This is a genomic window from Methyloversatilis sp. (assembly GCF_030696805.1).
In the GTDB taxonomy this organism is placed as follows: domain Bacteria; phylum Pseudomonadota; class Gammaproteobacteria; order Burkholderiales; family Rhodocyclaceae; genus Methyloversatilis.
In genome coordinates, this window is sequence record NZ_JAUYRO010000053.1 from 26419 (window position 1) to 47877 (window position 21459).

Genomic DNA, 21459 nt, shown 5'->3' on the forward strand with positions numbered 1-21459 from the left:
ACCCCATGCCCCCCTTTCTCGCCCGCTGGATGCCCACCCGCGAACAACTGCTCGCGATACGCTGGCTGGCACCGTTCGCGCACTACCTGTCCGACGACCGGCTGTGGCACGCCGACCGGAAAAGTGTCGCCAAGGCGGTATCGATCGGCTTGTTCTTCGGGTTGCTGATTCCGTTCGCGCAGTTTTTGTTCGCGATCGCGACGGCATTCGCGATGCGGGCGAATGTGGCGATCAGCGCAGGCTGTACGCTCATCACCAATCCTTTCACTTTCCCGCCGATCTACTGGGCAGCCTTTGAACTGGGCAGTTTCGTGCTCGACCGGCCGGGTTCCGACCGCGAGGTTCAGAACATCGAACAGTCGGCCGAAAAGATCGGCGAGCTGGCCACAGGCTGGCTGGAAGGGTTCTGGATCTGGCTCGGTGCAGCTGGCATGCCGCTGGTGACCGGGCTGTTCATCATGGCGTGTACCGGAGCGATCGTCGGCTATATGGCGGTCCATCTGCTGTGGCGCGATTCGAAGCACGATTCGAGGCATGAATCGAAGCACGAGTCGAAGCACGAAACGAAGCACGAAACGAAGCACGACAGACCGCTCTGATTCCTGCGCCGCGCCGTCATCGAACGAAAACGCGCGCCGGGGTAGAATCCGGCTCTTTTTACCGGCTTCCGTGCCTGCGCGGGTGCCAAAACCGAAGGCCATGAACGCTCACATGCACATGATCACCGACGACGTCCGCATCAAGGACATCCGCGAACTCATCCCGCCGATGAAGCTGCTCGACGACCTGCCGGCCAGCGATGTCGCGGCGCAGAGCACCTTCGGCGCGCGTCAGGCCATCCACCGCATCCTGCGCGGTGCCGATGATCGGCTGCTCGTCGTCATCGGACCCTGTTCGATCCATGACTACAAGGCGGGCATGGAATACGCGAAGCTGCTGATTGCTCAGCGCGAGCGTCTGTCGGCCGACCTCGAAATCGTCATGCGCGTCTATTTCGAAAAGCCTCGCACCACCGTGGGTTGGAAGGGTCTGATCAACGATCCGTATCTCGACAACAGCTTCCAGATCAACGATGGTTTGCGTCTGGCGCGTCGCATCCTGCTCGAAGTGAATGAGCTTGGGCTGCCGGCCGGCACCGAATTCCTCGACACCATCACGCCGCAATACACGGGTGATCTGGTCGCCTGGGGCGCAATCGGCGCGCGCACCACAGAAAGTCAGGTGCACCGCGAACTGGCGTCCGGCTTGTCCTGCCCGGTCGGTTTCAAGAACGGCACCGACGGCAATGTGCGCATTGCATCCGACGCGATCAAGTCGGCACAGGCGCCCCACGTGTTCCTGTCGGTCACCAAGGCTGGCCACTCGGCCATTGTCACGACCGGGGGCAACGAAGACTGTCACGTCATCCTGCGCGGCGGCAAGGAGCCGAACTACGACGCCGAGGCAGTCGACAAGGTGTGCCGCGAATTGGCCGCCGCCGGTGTGCCGGCCAAGGTGATGATCGACTTCTCGCACGCCAACAGCCGCAAGCAGTGCGCGCTGCAGATGGACGTTGCGCGCGATGTCGCGGCCCAGCTCGCCTGCGGCGAAGAGCGCATTTTCGGCGTCATGGTCGAATCGCACCTGAAGGAAGGCCGTCAGGATCTGATCGCCGGCAAGGAACCGGAATACGGCATGAGCATCACCGACGCCTGCCTCGGCTGGGAGAAAAGCATAGAGCTACTGGACACGCTGGCAGAAGCGGTGCGTGCGCGCCGTCGTGCCATCGCCGACCGCGACTGATCGGTGACCCTGTTTTCCGCAACGGCGCCAGCCCACAACTGGCGCCGTTTCTACTTTGCAGCGCTGCTGCTCACGCTGGTGTTCCGTGGCTGGCTGGGCGCAGCGCTGCCGTTCACCGGCGACGAGGCGTACTTCTACTGGTGGGGCAAGATTCCCGCCGGCGGCTTCTACGATCACCCGCCCATGGTCGGCTGGTGGCTGGCCGGCCTGATTGCCGTGTCGGAAGCCGAGTGGTGGCTGCGCCTGCCGGCCATCCTGCAGCCGGCACTGCTGTCCTTCATGTTGCTTGCCTTTCTGCGCGACGACCCGCATGCGACGCGCTGGGGCGTCGCCACGCTGGTGCTGCTTGCGCCGGCCAGTGTGCTCGACGTGCTCATCACGACCGACATTCCGCTGGTGTATTTCAGCGTCGCGTCGGCACTGGTCTTTCTGAGTGCCGTGCGTGGCCGCACCGGCTGGCTGTTCGCGTTGAGCGGCCTGCTGCTGGGCGGCGCCTTCCTGTCGAAGTACTTCGCCGTGCTGCTCGGCTTCGCCTACATCGCCTGGGCGCTGTGGAGGCCGGCAGTCTGGAAATGGAAGGCGCTGGCGCTGCTCGTGCTGTGTGCATTGCCGGCCGGGCTGTACAACGCCTGGTGGAACAGCCAGCACTGTTGGGCGAACGTGATGTTCAATGTGTTCAACCGTCATGGCAACGCCCATCTGTCGTGGGAAACGCCGCTGCTGTACGGGGCGATGATGGTGTGGCTGCTCACGCCGATGGTCGTGTGGGGCCTGCTGCGCACGCCCGGGACCTGGCTGCGTCAGGTGGCGCTGCCCTGGCTGGTCATCGTGCCGCTGTCCATCTTCGGGCTGCTTTCGCTGGTGAAGACCATCGGCCTGCACTGGGTGTTTTCTTTCGTGCCGCTGGTGTTCCTGCTGTACGGGCGCAGCGTGTCCGACCTGACGCTGCAGCGGGCGATCCGGTTTGCAGCGGTGATTGCCGCAGTGCATGTCGCCGCAGTGCTGGCCGTGGCCACCCAGCCGGTCGAGCGCTGGGCCTCGCTGCTGGGCGAACGCAAATACGCCGGCGTGGTGCAGACGGTGAAGCCCGATGAGGTGATCGCGGCACTCGGCGACGACGTGAATCGCTATGAACTGATGACCGACGGTTACTCGCCTTCGGTCACCGTCGGCTACAACCACCGCCGATACTGGCCGGTGTTCGGCCCGGCGTCGAGCCATGCGCGCCACGATGACATGCTGACCGACTTCCGCCGCCTCGACGGCCGCGACGTGCTGGTGCTCAGCAAGGAAGCGCCGGTGCTGACCGACTACACGCCGTATTTCCGTGATGTGCAAGTCGATGAGCTCACGGTGCGCGGCGCCAAGTTCTGGCGTATCCGCGGCCACAGCTTCGATTTCGCGGCCTATCATGCCGGCGTGCTCGAACCGGCGCGCCGCTACTGGTACGCGATCCCGGGCTGGTTGCCGCAGCAGGGCTGCTTTTTCGAAGAACGTTATTTCCGCTGAATGCCTGCAGGATTGCCATCCGGCCGCCGATCATGATTGCCGCTGCGTTCAAGTTGCTGCGACCGCACCAGTGGGTGAAGAACGGTTTCGTGTTCTTCGGCCTGCTGTTCGGCCACGCCTGGCACAACAGCGCCACGGTGCAGGCGGCCATTCTTGCCTTCCTCGCCTTCTGCCTGATGTCGAGCGCAGTCTATGCGCTGAACGATCTGCGCGATATCGAGCAGGACAGGCTGCATCCGGCCAAGCGGATGCGCCCGCTGGCATCCGGTGCGCTTTCGCCGTCGGTGGCCATCCTGCTGATGTCCGCCTGCTCGATCGGTGCGCTTTTGCTGGCCTGGCAGGTCGGCGATACGCTGGTCTATCTGTTGTGCATTTACGGCCTGATCAACTTCGGCTACAGCTATGGCCTGAAGCGAGTGGTGGTGCTCGACGTATTCCTGATCAGCGCCGGCTTCATGCTGCGTCTGCTGGCCGGGACCACCGGGCTGGACATTCCGCCGTCGAACTGGCTGCTGATGTGCGGCCTGCTGCTGACGCTCTTCCTCGGCTTTTCGAAGCGGCGCGCCGAGCTGATGCTGATGGACGAGGCGGGCGGGGCGCACCGCAAGGTACTTGATCTGTATTCCCCGGCGCTGCTCGACCAGTTCATCACCATCACCGGCGCCTGTGCCGTGGTGGCGTACTCGCTGTACACGGTCGATGCTGACACGGTGCGCATTCATGGCACGGCAGATCTCATCTATACATTGCCGTTCGTGCTGTACGGGCTGTTCCGCTACCTGTACATGCTGCACCGCCGCGGTGGTGGCGGTGATCCGTCATATGACCTGTTCCGCGACCCGCACCTGATCGTCGCGATGGGCGGCTGGCTCGCGGTTACGATTTCCCTGCTGCGCTGATGCAGCATGACATCCTGCGGGTGGCGGGTTTCGGGCAGCACCGGTCAGATGGACGTCAGATTCCCATGCCTTTGGTGCCCAGATAGGCCGGAATCCAGGCTTGCAGCAATTCGAGGAAGGCTTCGGCCGCCCGCGACAGGCGACGTTGCTGCAGTCGGACCACGTGCCAGCGTGACATCAGCGGAAACCCCTCGACCTGAAGGATGACCACTTCATTTTCGAGCAGCGGATCGCGATGCAGCGTGTGGCGCGAAAGTATCGACAGCCCCATGCCGCCCGCCACCGCCTGCTTGATGGCTTCGTTGCTGCCCAGTTCCATCCGCACATTCAGCGTGGCGCCCTGCTGCGACAGGTAGTTCTCTATGGCGATGCGCGTGCCCGAGCCCTGCTCGCGCATGATGAAGCGCTCTTCCGCCAGATCCTGCAGCTTCAATAAACCTGCATTGGCCAGCGGGTGCGCCGCTGGCGCAATTGCCACCAACGGATTGTCGAGGAATGAATCGCACGTGAGATCCATGTCTTCGGGCGGTTTGGTCATGACGTACATATCGTCGAGATTGGCCTGCATGCGTTCGATCAGACGGTCCCGGTTTGCCACTTCCAGCTTCACGTCGATGCCAGGGTGCTGTGCGCAGTAAGGGCCGAGCACCCGCGGCACGAAGTACTTCGCGGTACTGACCGCAGCCAGCCTGAGCGTGCCGCGATGCAGGCTGCGCGTGGCCTGGAGGTTTTCCTCGAACTGCTGCCACTGCAGCTGTATGCCCTTCCATGCCGACAGCAGCTCTTCCCCGGCCGGTGTCAGGAAGGTGCGCCGGCCTATGGTGTCGAACAAGGGTTCGCCGACCGTTTCGGTCAGTTGTCGCACCTGCTGTGACACCGCCGGCTGGGTCAGGAAGAGCTGCTCCGACGCGCGCGTAAAGCTGCCGGTTTCAGCCACTTTGGCGAATACCTGCAACTGCCGAAGCGTTATGTTCATAACCTTTTTCTTATCGAATCAAGAAAAAAATAATATTTGTACTAATGGATCAAAGTTTTTAGCATCTCGCGTCAATCACTGCAACCTGAATCGTCCGTGTCAATCGCCCTCGTGCCCAGCCAGTTTTCCAGCCCACCTGAATCCGGTTGGCGTACGTCACGTCTGACAGCCCTGGGCCACGCCCGGATGATCGCATTCTTGTGCATGGACGATGCGGTGCGGCGCCGGCTCGTTCTGGCCGGTTTCGTACCGAGCGCTGCGGGCAACGATGGCGCCCGCCGTGCGTGGAGTCGGCATGGCACGTCACCGCTGCTGCACCCGTCAACGCTGCAACCCGAACACCCGCTGCGGCTTACCGGCTGATGCCGCCCGCAGGGCTCGCCCGGGGCGGACAACGCCCCGGTCACCGCTTCCCTTGGCCAACCCTTCGGTCTTACCCGCCACCTGTCTGATTCCTCAACGGATCCGACATGTGTGCGGGATTTTTTTATGCCGGCAACGGCGCAAGTCGCGCATCCGGCTGCCACAGTCTCTGCAGCACCCGCTCAGCGGTGTCCGAGGCGGCCGAGGACCAGAAGCTTTCGGTTCCTGTCGCGTTTGCGCTGCGCAGAAGTCCGGCATCGTTCAGTCGATGCGCCAGCTGACGGGCCACCGAATCGCCGGTGTCGATGACCCGTACCGACGGCCCAGCCTGTTGCTCGACCCACTTGCGCAGGAACGGATAGTGCGTGCAGCCGAGCACGATCACGTCGGCACCGTCGGCCAGCAGCGGTTCGACATGCGACGCGATCAGCGCCTGCGTGGCGAGGGTGTCCAGTTCGCCGCGTTCGACCGCCTCGACCAGGCCGGTACCGGGCCGGGTGATCACGCGGACGTCGCGGCCGAAGGTGTCGAGCAGTGCAGCGAAGCGCGCGCTGGCCAGCGTCCCCGTGGTGGCGAGTATGCCGACCACACCGGACCGCGTGGCGGCGGCGGCGGGTTTGACCGCCGGTTCCATGCCGATCACCGGCACGTCCGGCCAGCGTTCGCGCAGGGCGTGAGCTGCGGCCGCCGTTGCCGTATTGCAGGCGATCAACAGCGCTTTCGCGCCCTGGTCGATCAGAAATTCACCCAGCGTCAGGCTGCGCTCCCGGATCCAGTCGGCGCTGCGCTCACCATACGGTGCATGGCCCGAATCGGCGACGTACAGGAAGTTTTCGCCAGGCAGGCGCGCCCTTGCGTGGCGCAGCACCGACAGGCCGCCAAGGCCGGAGTCGAAAACGCCTATCGGGGCATCGTTCGTCGGGGTCACGTTGGCGGCAGGTCGCCGATGGACGCGGGCGATCCGGAAGAAAGCAGCTTCATCGCGAGAACATGACTTTTCCGGGTCTGTCCGCCTTGATCGGCATTTTCAGCGTTCATCCGCCGCGCTGGTTCGGATCAGACCGTCTTGACGTCGTGTGCCCGGCCACGTTGCCACAGCACGTCGCCGCGGCCATCGAGCCGGTTGAAAGTGCGACCGATGACGAACAACAGGTCGGACAGGCGGTTCAGATACTGGCGGCTGGCGTCCGGCACCTGACCTTCGGCAGCGGCGGCGATCACGGCGCGTTCGGCGCGCCGGCAGATCGTGCGCGCAAGGTGCGACAGTGCGGCCGGGCGCGTGCCCCCGGGCAGGATGAATTCCTTCAGCGGCTGGAGTTCGTCGTTCAGTCGTTCCAGTTCGGTTTCCAGCCGCGCCACCTGTTCAGGCTTGACCAGGTTGTAGCCCGGTACTGCCAGTTCGCCACCGAGATCGAACAGATCATGCTGGATGTCGGTCAGCAGCGCGGCAAGATCGGGCGGCAGCGATTCGCACAGCAGCACACCGAGCGCACTGTTGAGTTCGTCGACGTCACCCAGCGCGTGCACGCGGGCGCTGTATTTCGATACTCGCGTACCATCGCCCAGGCCGGTTTCGCCACCGTCACCGGTGCGTGTCGTGATCTTTGAAAGTCGGTTGGCCATGGCTGCTCGTGATGAGATGGATAAGAGCTATTGATTATAAGTCGGCTTATATATAAGGCCGCACCAGTTAGAATTCTGCATATATTCCGAAGGCGACGCGCGCTGCGTGCCGAACGAAAGCAACGCATGGAGCGATCGCAAGTATGACCCCGAAAACCGACCCGAAAGACTTCCTCCGCGAACTGTTTCAGGCGGCGTTCGACGCCGCCAATCCGGATCTGTGCGTGCCGGCCAACCTGCCGCTGCCACCCAGGGGGCGCACGCTGGTCGTAGGCGCCGGCAAGGCGGCCGCCTCGATGGCGCTGGCAGTGGAGAAGAACTGGCCGGGCGATCTGTCCGGACTGGTCGTGACGCGTTACGGTCATGGCGCCCCGTGCCGGCGCATCGAAGTGGTCGAGGCGTCGCATCCGGTACCCGATGCGGCCGGCCAGCAGGCGGCGAAGCGCATTCTTCAGTCAGTCCAGGGTCTGACTGAAGACGACCTGGTTATTGCGCTGATTTCCGGCGGCGGTTCGGCACTGCTGTCGGCACCGGCCGAAGGCCTCACGCTGGAGGACAAGCAGGCGGTGAACCGCGCGCTGCTGGCCAGCGGCGCAGCGATCCAGGAAATGAATTGCGTGCGCAAGCACCTGTCGTCGATGAAGGGCGGCCGGCTGGCGCAAGCCTGCTACCCGGCGCGCGTGTTCACGCTGGTCATTTCGGATGTGCCGGGCGACGACCCGGCGGTGGTTGCATCCGGCCCGACGGTTCCCGACACCACGACGCGCGAGGATGCGCTGGCCATCATCCGCCGCTACAACATCGAAGTGCCGACCGCGGTGATGAACTGGCTGTCGAGCCCCGAATCCGAAACCCCGAAGTCGGACGACCCGCGTCTGGCGCGCTGCGAAACGCGCACCATTTCGACCGCCCAGGCTTCGCTGCTGGCCGCCGCCGAGGTGGCCCGAGCGCACGGCGTGACGCCGCTGGTGCTGGGCGACATGATCGAGGGCGAGTCGGCCGATGCCGGCAAGGTGCTGGCCGGCATCGCCAAGGCGTGCGCGATCAACGGCACGCCGCTGGCGCCGCCTTGCGTGCTGCTGTCCGGTGGCGAGACGACCGTGACGCTGGGCCAGATCAAGCCGGGGCAGAAACCGCGCGGCGGCCGCAATTCGGAATTCCTGCTGTCGCTGGCCATTGCGCTTGACGGCATGCCCGGCATCCATGCCGTGTCCGGCGATACAGACGGCATCGACGGCAGCGAGGACAACGCCGGTGCCCTGGTCACCGACGATACGCTGGCGCGCGCCCGCGCCGCCGGCATCGACGCCCGCCACATGCTCGACGTGCACGACGCGTACGGCTTTTTCCATGGCATCGATGACCTCATCGTGACCGGGCCGACGCTGACCAACGTGAATGACTTCCGCGCCATCTACGTCGAGAAAAAGGTCTGAAAGATGTTTATTTGCAGCGGTAAGCGTCCGAAGAAGCGGCTGCTGTAGCGCGCCGACACGGCTGGCCCCGCATGGCCAGCCGGCATCGCGGGCGTTGAACAGTGTTCGCCGAAACCCCGCTCCCACAGCACCGGCTCCCACAGCACCGGCGCTCCCACATCGGCGAGTCATGCGGTGCCAGCCGTCGTTCAAGCCGGCAAGTTTCGATGTGGCCGCGTCGCTTCGTTGCAACCGTCCGCGATCGCGGATGTCTGCGGGTATCATCGATCGCCTGATTGCACCCGAAAACGAGCCATGAGCGCATCGCCGCAGGCGCACGCCAATACCGCCAATTCCCACTCGACTGCCGCTGCACCCACGGTGGTTTCCAGGGCCGCCCTGATCGCGGAACTGGCGCGCGTGCTGCCGGCTGACTGCCTCATCACCGACACCGGCCGCCTGCGTGCCTACGAGTGCGACGGCCTGATGCTGATGCGCGAAATGCCGCTTGCCGTCGCGCTGCCGACGACCGAGGCGCAGGTGGTCGCGGTGCTGCGCACCTGCCACCGGCTGGGCGTACCGGTGGTGCCACGCGGCGCCGGCACCGGCCTGTCCGGCGGCGCCACGCCGCACAAGAACGGCCTGGTGCTGTCGACGGCGCGCATGAACCGCATCGTGTCGGTCGACCGGCTGGCGCAGCAGGCGGTGGTTCAGCCGGGTGTGCGCAATCTTGCGGTGTCCGAAGCAGCCGCCCCGCACGGCCTGTACTACGCGCCGGATCCGTCGTCGCAGATCGCCTGCAGCATCGGCGGCAATGTGGCGGAGAACTCCGGCGGTGTGCACTGCCTGAAATACGGACTGACCGTTCACAACGTGCTGCGCGTGCGCATGGTCACTATGGCCGGCGACGTGATGGAGGTGGGCAGTGCCGCGCCGGACAGCCCGGGCTACGACCTGCTGGCTGTCACCATCGGCTCGGAAGGCCTGCTTGGCGTCATCACCGAAGTGACCGTGAAGCTGGTGCCCCGACCGCGTGTGGCGCGCTGCGTGCTGGCTGCCTTCGACGACGTGCGCCGCGCGGGTCAGGCGGTGGCCGACATCATTGCGGCGGGCATCATCCCGGCCGGCCTGGAAATGATGGACCAGGCGACCACGGTGGCGGTCGAAGCGTTCGTACATGCCGGCTACCCGCTGGATGCCGCCGCCATCCTTCTGTGCGAGGCCGATGGCACGGCGGAAGAAGTGGAAGACGAGATTGCCCGCGTTCGGGCGCTGCTCGACGCAGCCGGAACCACCGAAATCCGTGTGTCTGACGGCGAAGCCGAACGGCTGCGTTTCTGGGCCGGCCGCAAGGCGGCTTTCCCGGCGGCCGGGCGCATCTCGCCCGATTACTACTGCATGGACGGAACCATTCCTCGCCGCAAGCTGGCCGACATGCTGGAAGCGATGAATGCCATGTCGGACAAGTACGGCCTGCGCTGCCTGAACGTGTTCCATGCCGGTGACGGCAATCTGCACCCGTTGATCCTGTTCGACTCGAACGATCCGGATTCGCTGCACCGCGCAGAGGCCTTCGGCGTCGAAATCCTCGAATTGTCGGTCGCGCTGGGTGGCACCATTACTGGCGAGCACGGCGTCGGGCTGGAGAAGATCAACCAGATGTGCGTGCAGTTCGCGCCCGGAGAACTCGACATGTTCCATCGCGTGAAGGCGGCCTTCGATCCGGCCGGTCTGATGAATCCGGGCAAGGCGGTTCCCACGCTGCACCGCTGCGCCGAAATGGGCGGCATGCACGTGCATCACGGGGAGCTGCCGCACCCCGATCTGCCGCGTTTCTGACCATGAGCCATCCTTTCCATTCGACGCTGCGCGAGCTGGTGCTGGATGCCGCCGCGCAAGGCCGCACGCTGCGTCCGCATGGCAGCGGCTCGAAGGATTTCCTCGCGCAGCAGCTCGCTGGCGCGCCGCTCGACATGCGCGGTGCGCAGGGTGTCATCGCCTACGAACCCTCCGAGCTCTACATCACGGCGCATGGCGGTACACGCGTGGCCGACATCGAAGCGCTGCTGGCCGGGCGGCAGCAGATGCTGGCTTTCGAGCCGCCGCTTTTCGGTCCCGGCGTCACATTGGGTGGCATGGTGGCGAGCGGCCTGTCCGGCCCGCGCCGCATGGCCGCCGGCAGCCTGCGCGACTTCGTGCTCGGCGTCACCGTCATGGACGGGCAGGGCCGTGTGCTGCACTTCGGCGGCCAGGTCATGAAGAATGTTGCAGGCTTTGACGTATCGCGCCTGATCGCTGGCAGTTTTGGCACGCTGGGCCTCATTCTCGACGTAACGTTGAAGGTGCTGCCACTGCCCCAGGCCGAACAGACCCGGGTTCTCGAACTCGACGACGCGACGGCGCTGCTGCGCATGCGTGAGTGGGGCGCCCAGCCACTGCCGATATCGGCCACTTGCTGGCACGGCGGCCGGCTCCACGTCAGGCTGTCGGGCGCGCAGGTCGCGCTCGACGCCGCGGCACCGCTGATCGGCGGCGAGGCGGTTGACGCCGTCGAAGCGGCAGCGCTGTGGCGCTCGGTACGCAATCACACACATGCCTTCTTCGATGGCGATGCGCCGCTGTGGCGCGTCGCGCTGCCGCCGACGGCGCCGCATCTGGCCCTGGATGGCGACACCCTGACCGAATGGAACGGCCTGCAGCGCTGGCTGCGCAGCGACACCGACGCGGACGCGTTGCGTCACGTGGTCGGCGCGATGGGCGGCCATGCCACCCTGTTCCGCGGCGGCCGGACCGTGGACCGGGCGCTCGGCGTGTTCGAGCCGCTCAAGCCCGAAGTCATGGCAGTCAGCCAGCGCCTGAAGCACGCTTTCGACCCGTCCGGCGTGTTCAGCCCCGGACGGTTGTATCCCGAACTTTAAGAGCGATCCCGATGCAGACCGGACTGGCCGATTTCATCCGCAGCACGCCGGAGGGCGACGCTGCAGAAGCAGTGCTGCGCAAGTGCGTGCATTGCGGTTTCTGCAACGCCACCTGCCCGACCTATCAGTTGCTGGGCGACGAACTCGACGGTCCGCGCGGCCGCATTTACCTGATGAAGCAGATGTTCGAGGGCACCGTGCCGGCCGAGACCGTGCTGCCCCACCTCGACCGTTGCCTGACCTGTCGCAATTGCGAATCCACCTGTCCGTCCGGTGTGCGCTACAGCGAACTGGTCGATATCGGCCGTGCCGTGGCGGAGCGCCGCACGCAACGGCCGCTGGTCGCGCGCGCGGCGCGCTGGGTGCTGAGGGAAGGCCTGTCGCGACCCGGTGTTTTCAACACCGCACTGGCGCTGGGGCGGCTTGCCAGACCGCTGCTGCCCGCTTCGCTGGCCGCCAAGGTGGCGCCGCGGCGGGACGCCGGCAGCTGGCCGCCGGTGCGTCACGCACGCCGCATGCTGGTGCTGGCCGGCTGCGTGCAGCCGGCGCTCATGCCCGACGTGAATGCCGCTGCGGCGCGGGTGCTCGACCTGGTCGGCATTTCGCTGGTCGAGGCCGCGCGCGCCGGTTGTTGCGGCGCCTTGCGTTTCCACCTGAATGACCAGGAAGGCGGACGGCGCGACATGCGCGCGTTGATCGACGCCTGGTGGCCGGCCATCGACAGCGGCGAGATCGAAGCCATCGTGATGACCGCGTCCGGCTGCGGTACGACGGTGCGCGAGTACGGCCACCTGCTGGCTGATGACCCGCACTACGCACAGCGCGCCGCACGCGTGGGCGCAATGACGAAGGACCTGTCCGAAATCCTGCACGCCGAGCGCGTGCAGATCGAAGGCCTGTTCGCGGCGCAGCCGCCGGCGACGACGGCGCTTGCCTATCACCCTCCCTGTTCGCTGCAGCACGGCCAGCAGGTGCGCGGTCTGGCCGAAGGTCTGCTGCGTGCCGCCGGATACGACCTTGCACCGGTCACCGACAGTCATCTGTGCTGTGGCTCGGCCGGCAGCTATTCGCTGTTGCAGCCACAGCTTTCACGCACGCTGCGCGACAACAAGCTGCATGCGCTGCAAGCCGCGCCGGTGAAGGGAATTGCCAGTGCCAACGTAGGCTGTATCGCACACCTGCAGACCGGCACTGGAACACCGGTGCGCCACTGGATCGAATGGGTGGAGGACGCACTGACAGCGGCTGCGTGAGCGCATCGTTTCCGGTTCAAGTTGCGGCAATTTCTGCCGTAGATGGACGTAACCCGCCAAAGATCCGGAAAAGAATCCCCGCCATGCAAAAAGCTCGCAGCACGATGCCCGACACCGCAGAAGCCCTGCTCGATTCCACCGCCGTGTTGCTGCCGGCCAAGCCACATCTGCTGATGGAAATCGACAACCTGATGCGTACGCCGGATTTTGAGGTGGGTGTCCTGGCTGAATCCATATCGCGCGATCCCGGCGTGCTGTCGGCCCTGTTCAAGCTTTGCCGATCGCCGGCCTACAGCCGCGGTCGCGCGCCGAGCAACGCCGAACAGGTGCTGATGCTGGTCGGTCTGTCGCAGACCGTGAATCTGGTGCGCGGCATTTCGATCCGTCAGGTGGCGGGTGGAGCCGGTCCGCAGATGACGCACTTCTGGACGCGTTGTGACGAGATCGCGGCGCTCGCCTCGCAGATCGCCAGCGAACGTGTGGCCGTGTGCAATGTGTTCCCTGACCAGGCCTATCTGGCGGCGATGTTCCACGACTGCGGCGTACCGCTGCTGTGCACACGCTTTCCGGGGTACTGGAAGCGGCTCAATCTCGATGACGACACCGCGTGGGTCGATCTCGCACTCGAGAACACGAGCTATCGGCTTGACCACGCCACGGTCGGTTACTGGGTTGCCCGCAACTGGGGTCTGCCCGAACTGATCGTGCAGGCGATCCGGCACCATCACGCCATGCCGGACGACGATACCTTCGGGCTGCGCAGCACGATAGGCATCGTTGCGCTCGCCACTCACATCTATCTGCGCAACAAGGGACTGGGCGACCCGTCCTGGGCGGTGTGCGGGCCGGAAATCCTGTCCGAACTGGGCATCCATGCCGCGGCGCTTGACGAGTACGTTGACGAAATCAACGAACGGCACGTCAGTCTCGCGATGTGAATATTCGTCACAATCTTCCGGAGATTGTGACGCCGGGTGACGCAGGTCGCAGCGGACCCGCCTGCACGGCTAGAATCAAGGGACGTACCCGGAAACCTTCATGGCACTAAAATTAGACAGTTGCGTTGCGCAGCACATCGGTGACCGCAAGGAACAGCAAGACCGCGCCGCAGTCTTTCCGCACAGCCGCCACAAGGGCATGCTGATGGCAGTGCTCGCCGACGGCATGGGCGGGCACAGCGGCGGGGCGATGGCGGCCGAGCAGGTCGTGATGAAAGCGCGTGACAACTTCGAGGCCTACGCGCCAGCGGTCGAAACGCCGACGGACCTGCTGCGCAGCGTGGTCGAGGAAGCGCACGTGGTGATCAAGCTCACCCGATTCACGACCGAGCAGGACCCGCATTCCACCGCCTGCGTGCTGTTGATGCAGTCGGGCCGTGTCGACTGGGCGCACTGCGGCGATTCGCGCATCTACCATTTCCGCCACGACAAGCGCGTGGCTATCAGTCAGGACCATTCACTGGTCGGCGAACTTATCCGCCAGGGCAGGCTCGACGAGGAAGGCGCCAAGACGCACCCGCAGCGCAATCTGCTGCTGCACTGCCTCGGCGCGCAGAAGGAACCGATGATCGACTACGGCGGCGCCAGCGACCTGGCCGACGGCGACAGCTTCCTGATCTGCTCGGACGGTCTGTGGGCCTACTTTTCCGACGAGGAAATCGGCGGCGTGCTGTCTGTCTTCTCCGCCCGCGAGGCGGCGGAAACGCTGATCAAGCGTGCGCGGGACCGGGGGCGGCCGACCGGCGACAATGTGTCGCTCATCCTGATCAAGCTGATCGACGCCGAATCGCGCGAGAAGGCCGAACGCGAAAGGCTGGATTCAGCACGGCGCAAGCTGGGCAGCATGAAAGACTGAACCGGGCTGCCGGTCAGCCACCGGTCAGCCTAGCCAGTGCCGGCGCCAGAACAGCATGCCGAGCGGTGCCGCGATGGCGGCCATCAGCGCCAGCGCCATCAGGAAGCCATCGGGTGAATCCAGCCACGGCATATGGCGGAAGTTCATGCCGAACACACCAGCCACCAGCGCCGCCGGCATGAACAGCGTGGTGATCACGGTCAGGATGCGTACCTCCTGATTCACCCGCTGGCTCATCGCCGACAGGTAAACATCCAGCAGACCGGAAAGCGTTTCCCGCATCGAATCGACCGATTCGATCAGGAAGGTCAGGTGGTCCTGCACATCGCGCAGATAGACGCGCGTTTCCGGCATCACCAGCGGATGGTCGCCGCGCTGCAGGCTGCTGATCACTTCGCGCAGTGGCCACAGCGCGCGACGCAGTGCCATGGTGTCGCGCCTCGCCTCGTGCAACGGGGCGATCTGTGCGCTCGCCGGGCGTTCGAACAGCGCTTCCTCCAGCCTGTCCAGTCGATCATCGATGCGTTCGATCACGCCGAAATAATTGTCCACCACGGCATCGACCAGACTGTAGGCCAGCAGGTCGATGCCGCTGCTGCGCAGGCTGCCGAGTGATTTGCGCAGGCGCTCGCGCACCGGTTCGAAACTGCCGGTCGGCCGTTCCTGGAAACTGAGCAGGAAGTCCCGGCCGAGCACCAGACTGAACTGTTCCGACGACAGCGTCTGACCGTCATCGGACAGCTGCAGCACGCGGGCGACGATGAACAGCTGGTCGCCGTAGTCCTCCACCTTGGGTCGCTGCTCGGTGTTGGCGATGTCTTCCAGCACCAGCGGATGCAGATTGAAGCGTTGACCGATTTCGGCCAGTACGCTCGTGTCGTGCACGCCATAGACATTCAGCCAGCGAAACGGCAGCGTCGCCTCGTGCAGGCGCGACTGTTCTAGCGACGTGAAGCGGGTTTCCCGCAATGCGTCCGAACCATACTCGATCAGCGAAATGCCCGCCGCCTGTTCGCGCGCCGCACCGATGAACACCACCGACCCGGGCGCCAGGCCGCGTTTGCTGGAGCGGCGTGACGTGCCGCGCGCGCGTTTCGGAGTGGTTTGTCGATTCATAAGTAAGCCTTTATTTTGGTATACCCCCCTGCGCGCCGCGCTGCCTGAGGATAGTATGCGAAGCCGGCCGGGGGCAGCTTTCAGCGACCGCCCGGGCATCCAGAAACATCGGCACCGCCGCGCTCCATGGAGACGGCCGGGCAGCACGATGTTCAGCGCAGGACGTTCATCACGGGGGAGGGTACATGGCAGTCACCATTGGTGTGCCGAAGGAATCGGCCGAGGGCGAACAGCGCGTGGCGCTGACGCCTGAAGTGGTCAAGAAGTTTGCCGCACTGGGCGCCGCGATTCAGGTACAGACCGGCGCGGGCGCGAGCAGCCACTACAGCGACGAGGACTATGTCGCTGCGGGCGCGACCATCGTCGAGAGCAGCGAAGCGATCCACACGCAGTCCGACATCGTGCTGCGGGTCGGCGTGCCGACCAGTATGCAGATCGAGTCGCTCAAGCCGGGCGCTGTACTGACCGGCTTCCTGCAGCCCTATGCCGACCGTGCGCGTGCCATGCGGCTGGCTGAACGCAACATCACGAGTTTCGCGGTCGAACTGGTGCCGCGCATTTCGCGCGCCCAGAGCATGGACGCGCTGTCGTCGCAGGCGGCGGTGGCCGGTTACCAGTGCGTGCTGATCGCCGCTGGCCAGTGCCCGAAGTTCTTTCCGATGTTGACCTACGCGGCCGGCACGATCCGCCCGGCGCGTGCGCTGGTGATCGGTGCTGGCGTGGCAGGCCTGCAGGCCATCGCCACGGCAAAGCGGCTCGGCGCCATCGTCGAAGCCTATGACGTACGGCCGGAAACCAAGGAGCAGATCGAGTCCCTGGGTGCCAAGTTCGTCGATACCGGCGTGTCGGCGGCCGGTGCCGGCGGCTACGCGCGCGAGCTGACCGACGAGGAAAAGGCGCAACAGGCGGTGAAGCTGGGCAAGGCGGTGGCCAACGCCGACGTGCTCATCACGACCGCGGCCATCCCGGGCAAGCGCGCGCCGCGCATCATCACGCTCGACATGGTGCAAGGCATGAAGGCCGGCGCCATCGTGGTTGACATGGCGTGCGAATCCGGCGGCAACGTGGACGGCACGATCGCCGGCCAGTCGGTGCATGTCGGCAACGCCCTGATCATCGGGCCGACCAACATCACGTCGCGCATGCCGGTGCATTCGTCCGACATGTACGCCAAGAATCTTTTCAACCTGCTGTCACCCTTCGTCAAGGACGGTCAGTTCGTGCCCGACTGGGAAGACGACGTGATCTCCGGCACCGCGCTGACCCACGGTGGCGAGGTGCGTCATGCGATGGTGAAGAAGGTGTTCGGCCTCTGAGCCAGCCCAAAAAAGAAAGGATCGAATGATGGAAGCGCTCTATATCTTCATGCTCGCCGCCTTCACCGGTTATGAGGTGATCGCCCGTGTGCCGGTCATCCTGCACACCCCCTTGATGTCGGGTTCCAACTTCGTGCACGGCGTCGTGCTCGTCGGTGCCATGGTCGTGCTCGGCCACGCCGATCCGGAGGATCCGCTGCAGCTCGCCATCGGCTTCATCGCCGTGGTGCTGGGCGCGGCGAATGCAGCCGGCGGCTACGTCGTGACCGAGCGCATGCTCGCCATGTTCATCAAGAAGAACTGAGGGAGCCGACAACGTGACTGCAAAACTCCTGGTCGACGCGTCCTATTTCGTCGTCGCCGTACTGTTCATCCTCGGCCTGAAGGCCATGGCCTCGCCGGTCACCGCACGCAAGGGCATCGTGTGGGCGGGCATCGGCATGGTCGTGGCCACCCTGGTCACATTCTTCACGCCCGGCATGCAGAATTTCGGGCTCATCATCCTCGCCATCGCCATCGGCGGCGTCGCGGCCTGGTGGTCGGGCAAGGTGGTGAAGATGACCGATATGCCGCAGATGGTCGCCATCTACAACGGCATGGGCGGCGGTGCCGCTGCAGCGATCGCCGCGCTCGAATTTGCGCGCGGCGGCGTGCATGGCGTGGTGTTCACGACACTGGCCACCCTCGGCGCGCTGATCGGCGCGGTGTCGTTCTCGGGTTCCTGCGTGGCGTTTGCCAAGCTGCAGGGTCTGATGAACAAGGCCTGGCGCCTGCCGGCGCAGAACGCCGTCAACATCGTGCTGGCCCTGGTCACCATTCTGGTGGGCGTCGGCATCGTGGTCAGCGGTGACCCGACGCCGACCCAGATCATCACGTTCTTCGTGCTGTCGCTGGTGCTGGGCGTCATCATCACGCTGCCGATCGGCGGCGCCGACATGCCTGTGGTCATTTCGCTGTTCAACGCCTTCACCGGCCTGGCCGTGGGCTTCGAAGGCTATGTGCTGGGCATTCCGGCGCTGATCATCGCGGGCATCGTGGTGGGCGCTGCCGGCACGCTGCTGACTCAGCTGATGGCCAAGGCGATGAACCGCCCGATCACCAACATCCTGTTCTCGCCGATCACCGGTGAGGCGCAGGCCGGCTCGGGCCCGACCGGCACGATGAAGGAGTGCTCGGCAATGGACGCCGCGTCGATGATGCGCTACGCGCAGAAGGTCATCATCGTGCCCGGTTACGGCATGGCGGTGGCCGGTGCGCAGCACAAGGTGTATGAAATGACCAAGCTGCTGGAGGAGGCGGGTGTCGAAGTCAAGTTCGCCATCCATCCGGTGGCCGGCCGCATGCCGGGTCACATGAATGTGCTGCTGGCCGAAGCCGGCGTGCCCTACGAGCAGATATTCGACCTGGAAGAAATCAACGAAGAGTTCTCGCAGGCCGACGTGGCGCTCGTGATCGGCGCCAACGACGTCGTGAATCCGGTTGCCCGCACCGACAAGACCAGCCCGATCTACGGCATGCCCATCCTGAACGCCGACAAGGCGCAGAACGTCATCGTGATCAAGCGCGGCAAGGGTGCCGGCTATTCCGGTATCGAGAATGCGCTGTTCTTCGAAGAGAACTGCCGTCTGTGCTACGGCTCGGCGCAGGGCGTCGTGTCGGAAATGATCGGCCACGTGAAGTCGCTGAGCTGATCGGTCTGCGCGCCGGCGAAACCGCGTGTCCGCGTAAGCGGCACGCGGTTTTTTGTGCACCGAATGCTGTAGGCGCGTGGGCTCCGGCGGCCGTTGTGGACCACGCGGTTGTCGTCGGTCGTGTCCCGAAAGCCGACCTGGAACACCCGCGAGTTGTCACCCGAACGGATAAGCGCTATACGCATGTTGGCCGGCGGTGCGGGGCGTTTTGCTTCGCGTCGCCTGCAGCGGTGTTCCGTACAACGCGACAGGCCTTCCAATCGCGTTGTTTTCGTTACGTCTCCACACTTCAAACCACCCTGGAAGGGACAGTTCATGTCGAAAAAAGATGCCGAAAGTGCATCGCCGCCCGACCCGACGGCGAACCGGATACTGGCGTCGCTGCCCGACAAGGATCTCGCGCGCCTGCTGCCCGATCTTGAACTCGTCGACATGCCGATCGGCTGGACCCTGTCGGAGTCCGGCGATCACGTGAATTTCCTGCATTTCCCGGTGTCCGGCATCGTATCGCTGCTCTATTCGCTGGAGGACGGGTCCTCCAGCGAAACCGCGCTGGTTGGCAAGGAAGGCATGGTCGGCATTTCGATCTTCATGGGCGGCGAAAGCATGCCGACCAGTACCGAAGTGCAGAGCGCCGGGCAGGCCTACCGTCTGAGCCGCAAGGTGATGCAGAACGAGTTCGCGCTCGGCGGTCATCTGCAGTCCCTGTCGCTGCTGTTTACCCAGGCGATGATCTGCCAGACGGCGCAGAACGCGGTGTGCAACCAGCACCATGAACTGGCCCAGCAGATGTGCCGGTGGCTGCTGATGAGCATCGACCGCCTGGATGGCTGCAAGCTGCCCGTCACACAGGAGCGGGTTGCCAAGCTGCTCGGTGTGCGGCGCGAAAGCGTGACGCAGACGCTGGGGTTGCTGGAGAAGGAAGGCCTGATCGCGCGCTCGCGCGGCCTCATCACCGTCATCAAGCGCTCGAAGATGGAAAAGCGTGTGTGCGAGTGCTATGGCGTCGTGAAGGAAGAGTATGACCGGCTGTTGCCGGCGCGCAAGCGCAGGAACTGAAACCGCGTCCCGGTTCGGTCGATCTCCGCCATGCGCATGCCCTACACCCTGCTGCCCGACGAAATCGAATTTACCGCCATTCGTGCCCAGGGTGCTGGTGGGCAGAACGTCAACAAGGTGTCAAGCGCAGCGCATCTGCGTTTCGACATCGGCGCCTCGTCGCTGCCGGATGAGTTGAAGGTGCGACTGCTTGCGCTCGGAGACCAGCGCATCAGCAAGGATGGCGTCGTGGTGATCAAGGCGCAGACCTTCCGCAGCCTGGAGAAAAACCGTACGGAGGCACTGCACCGGCTGGACGAACTGATCGCCGCAGCCGCCCATGTCGCGAAAACCCGCCGCCCGACGCGACCCGGCCGCGCTGCGGTCGAGCGCCGACTGGCCGGCAAGACGCATCGGTCGGCGATCAAGGCCGGTCGCCGTGGCGGCTGCGAATGAGCGCACCCGGGCATGGCTTGCCGGGTTGCGCTGCGCCGTGCCACCTTCCAGCGCTGTTCACTCATCTCCACGACGACCCATGACACCACGAACGTTCCGCGCGCTGATCGCACTGTATCTGCTGTGCGTCGTGCTGGCGGTCATCTCGCACATCGCCTCCGTACCCGCTCTGCCCGAGCCGCTGCGCGGCTACGTTGAGGCGCAGGACGCGACGAGCTGGATGACCGGCATCGGCGGAATGGTGTATCTGGTGCTGGCTTCGATTTCGACCGCCGGCCTGCTGCTGTTCCGGCGCTGGGCGCGCCCAGTGTTCGCGTTGGTCGCGCTGGCCGGCAGCGTGCCGTGGGACGGCACGACCCTGTATCCGCCGCTGGAATACCTGTTCGTCAATCTCGAATTCATGCTCGCAGGCGCCGTGATTGCGTTGAGCTGGACACCTGCCGTGAGCGCCCGCTTCGCGCGCCGCTGAGCGGCGGCTGCACAGACCCTAGCGTAGCCCGACGCGCAGCGACAGCGGCCAGCTCACCGTACGCGCCTGCGCCGGGTCGCCCCAGGCTGCGAGCAGCGGGACCGACAGCCGTTCGACCGGGTCGAAGCCGTTCGCGGCCATGAAGCGTGCGGTGGCCGACCAGCTGCGCAGGTAGCCGAGCAGCTGCGTCGGCGTCCACCGTGCTGACAGCGCGAAGTCCGGTGCGGGCAGCAGCGGGAACGGGAAGGGCAGATCGCGATATCCCGTTTCGACATGATGGCGTTCGGCCGGCCACCAGGGGCCGACCTCGTCACGATAGAAGTGCTGCACGATGCGGTCCACTTCACCGCCTTCCTCGCCGACGTGCAGTACGCCGTAACACCACGCCGCGATCACGCCGCCCGGTTTCAGCACGCGCCGCGCTTCAGGGTAGAAGCGGTCAAGATCGAACCAGTGCAGCGCCTGGGCGACGACGACCAGATCGACCGATGCATCGTCCAGCCCCGACGCCTCGGCCGGTGCGACCCGGTAGTCGATGCGCGCGCTCGGGGTCGCTTCGGCGATCTGCGCGGCGCTGGCGTCGGTCGCAATCACCTGTGCGAACACGCGGCTCAGATCGACGGCTGCCTGGCCGGTACCGGTGCCGCAGTCCCACACGCAGTCGCGCGCAGCGCACCGACTGGCCAGCCAGTCGAACAGTTCCGGCGGATAGGTCGGGCGGCTGCTCGCATAGTGGCTGGCGAGCGGGGCGAAGTGATCGGCGAACGCTTTGGTCACGGCT

Annotated in this window: 22 protein-coding genes; 17 read left to right on the forward strand and 5 right to left on the reverse strand. The window is 65.0% G+C overall.

The genetic code is table 11. The features are described 5' to 3' along the window. Positions 1-5 precede the first annotated feature (5 nt). The 4 genes from Q8R75_RS09395 to Q8R75_RS09410 all read left to right on the forward strand — a co-directional run bounded on the left by Q8R75_RS09395 (position 6) and on the right by Q8R75_RS09410 (position 4190). The gene (locus Q8R75_RS09395; RefSeq protein ID WP_305613140.1) at positions 6-599 is read left to right on the forward strand and encodes a DUF2062 domain-containing protein; all 594 of its coding nucleotides are present in this window, start codon (positions 6-8) and stop codon (positions 597-599) included. A gap of 112 nt (positions 600-711) precedes the next feature. After that, a complete protein-coding gene (gene aroG / locus Q8R75_RS09400; protein WP_305613141.1) occupies positions 712-1782 on the forward strand; it encodes a 3-deoxy-7-phosphoheptulonate synthase AroG in 1071 nt (356 codons plus the stop codon). 3 nt (positions 1783-1785) lie between these two features. Beyond that, positions 1786-3291, forward strand: coding sequence for a glycosyltransferase family 39 protein (locus Q8R75_RS09405; RefSeq protein ID WP_305613142.1), 1506 nt, complete (start codon positions 1786-1788; stop codon positions 3289-3291). 32 nt (positions 3292-3323) lie between these two features. Continuing rightward, a complete protein-coding gene (locus Q8R75_RS09410; protein ID WP_305613143.1) occupies positions 3324-4190 on the forward strand; it encodes a decaprenyl-phosphate phosphoribosyltransferase in 867 nt (288 codons plus the stop codon). A gap of 55 nt (positions 4191-4245) precedes the next feature. Here Q8R75_RS09410 and Q8R75_RS09415 read toward each other — a convergent pair whose 3' ends face one another. Then, on the reverse strand, positions 4246-5166 hold the full coding sequence (locus tag Q8R75_RS09415; protein ID WP_305613144.1) for a LysR family transcriptional regulator: 921 nt from the start codon (positions 5164-5166) through the stop codon (positions 4246-4248). A gap of 186 nt (positions 5167-5352) precedes the next feature. Between Q8R75_RS09415 and Q8R75_RS09420 the strand changes: the two genes are divergently transcribed. Further along, on the forward strand, positions 5353-5529 hold the full coding sequence (locus tag Q8R75_RS09420; RefSeq protein ID WP_305613145.1) for a hypothetical protein: 177 nt from the start codon (positions 5353-5355) through the stop codon (positions 5527-5529). A gap of 124 nt (positions 5530-5653) precedes the next feature. On the opposite strand, the gene murI is transcribed toward Q8R75_RS09420, so the two are convergent. Together murI and Q8R75_RS09430 are read right to left on the reverse strand one after the other, a co-directional pair. After that, positions 5654-6457 carry a glutamate racemase gene (murI, locus tag Q8R75_RS09425; RefSeq protein WP_305613146.1) on the reverse strand — a complete coding sequence of 268 codons (804 nt, stop codon included), beginning with the start codon at positions 6455-6457 and terminating at the stop codon, positions 5654-5656. A gap of 128 nt (positions 6458-6585) precedes the next feature. Continuing rightward, complete coding sequence (locus tag Q8R75_RS09430; RefSeq protein WP_305613147.1) at positions 6586-7152, reverse strand: cob(I)yrinic acid a,c-diamide adenosyltransferase; 567 nt, start codon at positions 7150-7152, stop codon at positions 6586-6588. 143 nt (positions 7153-7295) lie between these two features. Between Q8R75_RS09430 and Q8R75_RS09435 the strand changes: the two genes are divergently transcribed. From Q8R75_RS09435 to Q8R75_RS09460, 6 genes are all read left to right on the forward strand, one after another. Continuing rightward, positions 7296-8588, forward strand: coding sequence for a glycerate kinase (locus Q8R75_RS09435; protein WP_305613148.1), 1293 nt, complete (start codon positions 7296-7298; stop codon positions 8586-8588). A gap of 294 nt (positions 8589-8882) precedes the next feature. Continuing rightward, on the forward strand, positions 8883-10406 hold the full coding sequence (locus Q8R75_RS09440) for an FAD-linked oxidase C-terminal domain-containing protein (protein WP_305613149.1): 1524 nt from the start codon (positions 8883-8885) through the stop codon (positions 10404-10406). A gap of 2 nt (positions 10407-10408) precedes the next feature. Then, the gene (gene glcE, locus Q8R75_RS09445; RefSeq protein ID WP_305613150.1) at positions 10409-11485 is read left to right on the forward strand and encodes a glycolate oxidase subunit GlcE; all 1077 of its coding nucleotides are present in this window, start codon (positions 10409-10411) and stop codon (positions 11483-11485) included. Positions 11486-11496: 11 nt separating this feature from the next. Further along, a complete protein-coding gene (gene glcF / locus Q8R75_RS09450; protein ID WP_305613151.1) occupies positions 11497-12738 on the forward strand; it encodes a glycolate oxidase subunit GlcF in 1242 nt (413 codons plus the stop codon). Between the two features lie 83 nt (positions 12739-12821). Beyond that, positions 12822-13676 carry an HDOD domain-containing protein gene (locus tag Q8R75_RS09455; RefSeq protein WP_305613152.1) on the forward strand — a complete coding sequence of 285 codons (855 nt, stop codon included), beginning with the start codon at positions 12822-12824 and terminating at the stop codon, positions 13674-13676. Between the two features lie 100 nt (positions 13677-13776). Beyond that, positions 13777-14592, forward strand: coding sequence for a protein phosphatase 2C domain-containing protein (locus Q8R75_RS09460; protein WP_305613153.1), 816 nt, complete (start codon positions 13777-13779; stop codon positions 14590-14592). 24 nt (positions 14593-14616) lie between these two features. On the opposite strand, the gene corA is transcribed toward Q8R75_RS09460, so the two are convergent. Continuing rightward, positions 14617-15708: a magnesium/cobalt transporter CorA gene (gene corA / locus Q8R75_RS09465; protein ID WP_305613154.1), complete on the reverse strand. Its 1092-nt coding sequence runs from the start codon at positions 15706-15708 to the stop codon at positions 14617-14619. A gap of 185 nt (positions 15709-15893) precedes the next feature. On the opposite strand from corA, the gene Q8R75_RS09470 reads away from it, so the two are divergent. The 6 genes from Q8R75_RS09470 (at position 15894) to Q8R75_RS09495 (ending at position 20678) form a co-directional block, all read left to right on the forward strand. Continuing rightward, complete coding sequence (locus tag Q8R75_RS09470; protein ID WP_305613155.1) at positions 15894-17024, forward strand: Re/Si-specific NAD(P)(+) transhydrogenase subunit alpha; 1131 nt, start codon at positions 15894-15896, stop codon at positions 17022-17024. 28 nt (positions 17025-17052) lie between these two features. Continuing rightward, positions 17053-17328 carry an NAD(P) transhydrogenase subunit alpha gene (locus Q8R75_RS09475; protein WP_305613156.1) on the forward strand — a complete coding sequence of 92 codons (276 nt, stop codon included), beginning with the start codon at positions 17053-17055 and terminating at the stop codon, positions 17326-17328. Positions 17329-17341: 13 nt separating this feature from the next. Then, on the forward strand, positions 17342-18715 hold the full coding sequence (locus tag Q8R75_RS09480; RefSeq protein ID WP_305625976.1) for an NAD(P)(+) transhydrogenase (Re/Si-specific) subunit beta: 1374 nt from the start codon (positions 17342-17344) through the stop codon (positions 18713-18715). Between the two features lie 315 nt (positions 18716-19030). Continuing rightward, entirely contained in the window at positions 19031-19774 is a 744-nt protein-coding gene (locus Q8R75_RS09485; RefSeq protein WP_305614322.1) for a Crp/Fnr family transcriptional regulator, read from the forward strand. A gap of 30 nt (positions 19775-19804) precedes the next feature. Beyond that, a complete protein-coding gene (gene arfB, locus Q8R75_RS09490) occupies positions 19805-20209 on the forward strand; it encodes an alternative ribosome rescue aminoacyl-tRNA hydrolase ArfB (RefSeq protein ID WP_305614323.1) in 405 nt (134 codons plus the stop codon). 79 nt (positions 20210-20288) lie between these two features. Continuing rightward, positions 20289-20678 (forward strand): hypothetical protein, encoded by a 390-nt coding sequence (locus tag Q8R75_RS09495; protein WP_305614324.1) that lies wholly within the window; start codon positions 20289-20291, stop codon positions 20676-20678. A gap of 18 nt (positions 20679-20696) precedes the next feature. Here Q8R75_RS09495 and Q8R75_RS09500 read toward each other — a convergent pair whose 3' ends face one another. Beyond that, positions 20697-21455, reverse strand: coding sequence for a class I SAM-dependent methyltransferase (locus Q8R75_RS09500; protein WP_305614325.1), 759 nt, complete (start codon positions 21453-21455; stop codon positions 20697-20699). Positions 21456-21459: the final 4 nt, after the last annotated feature.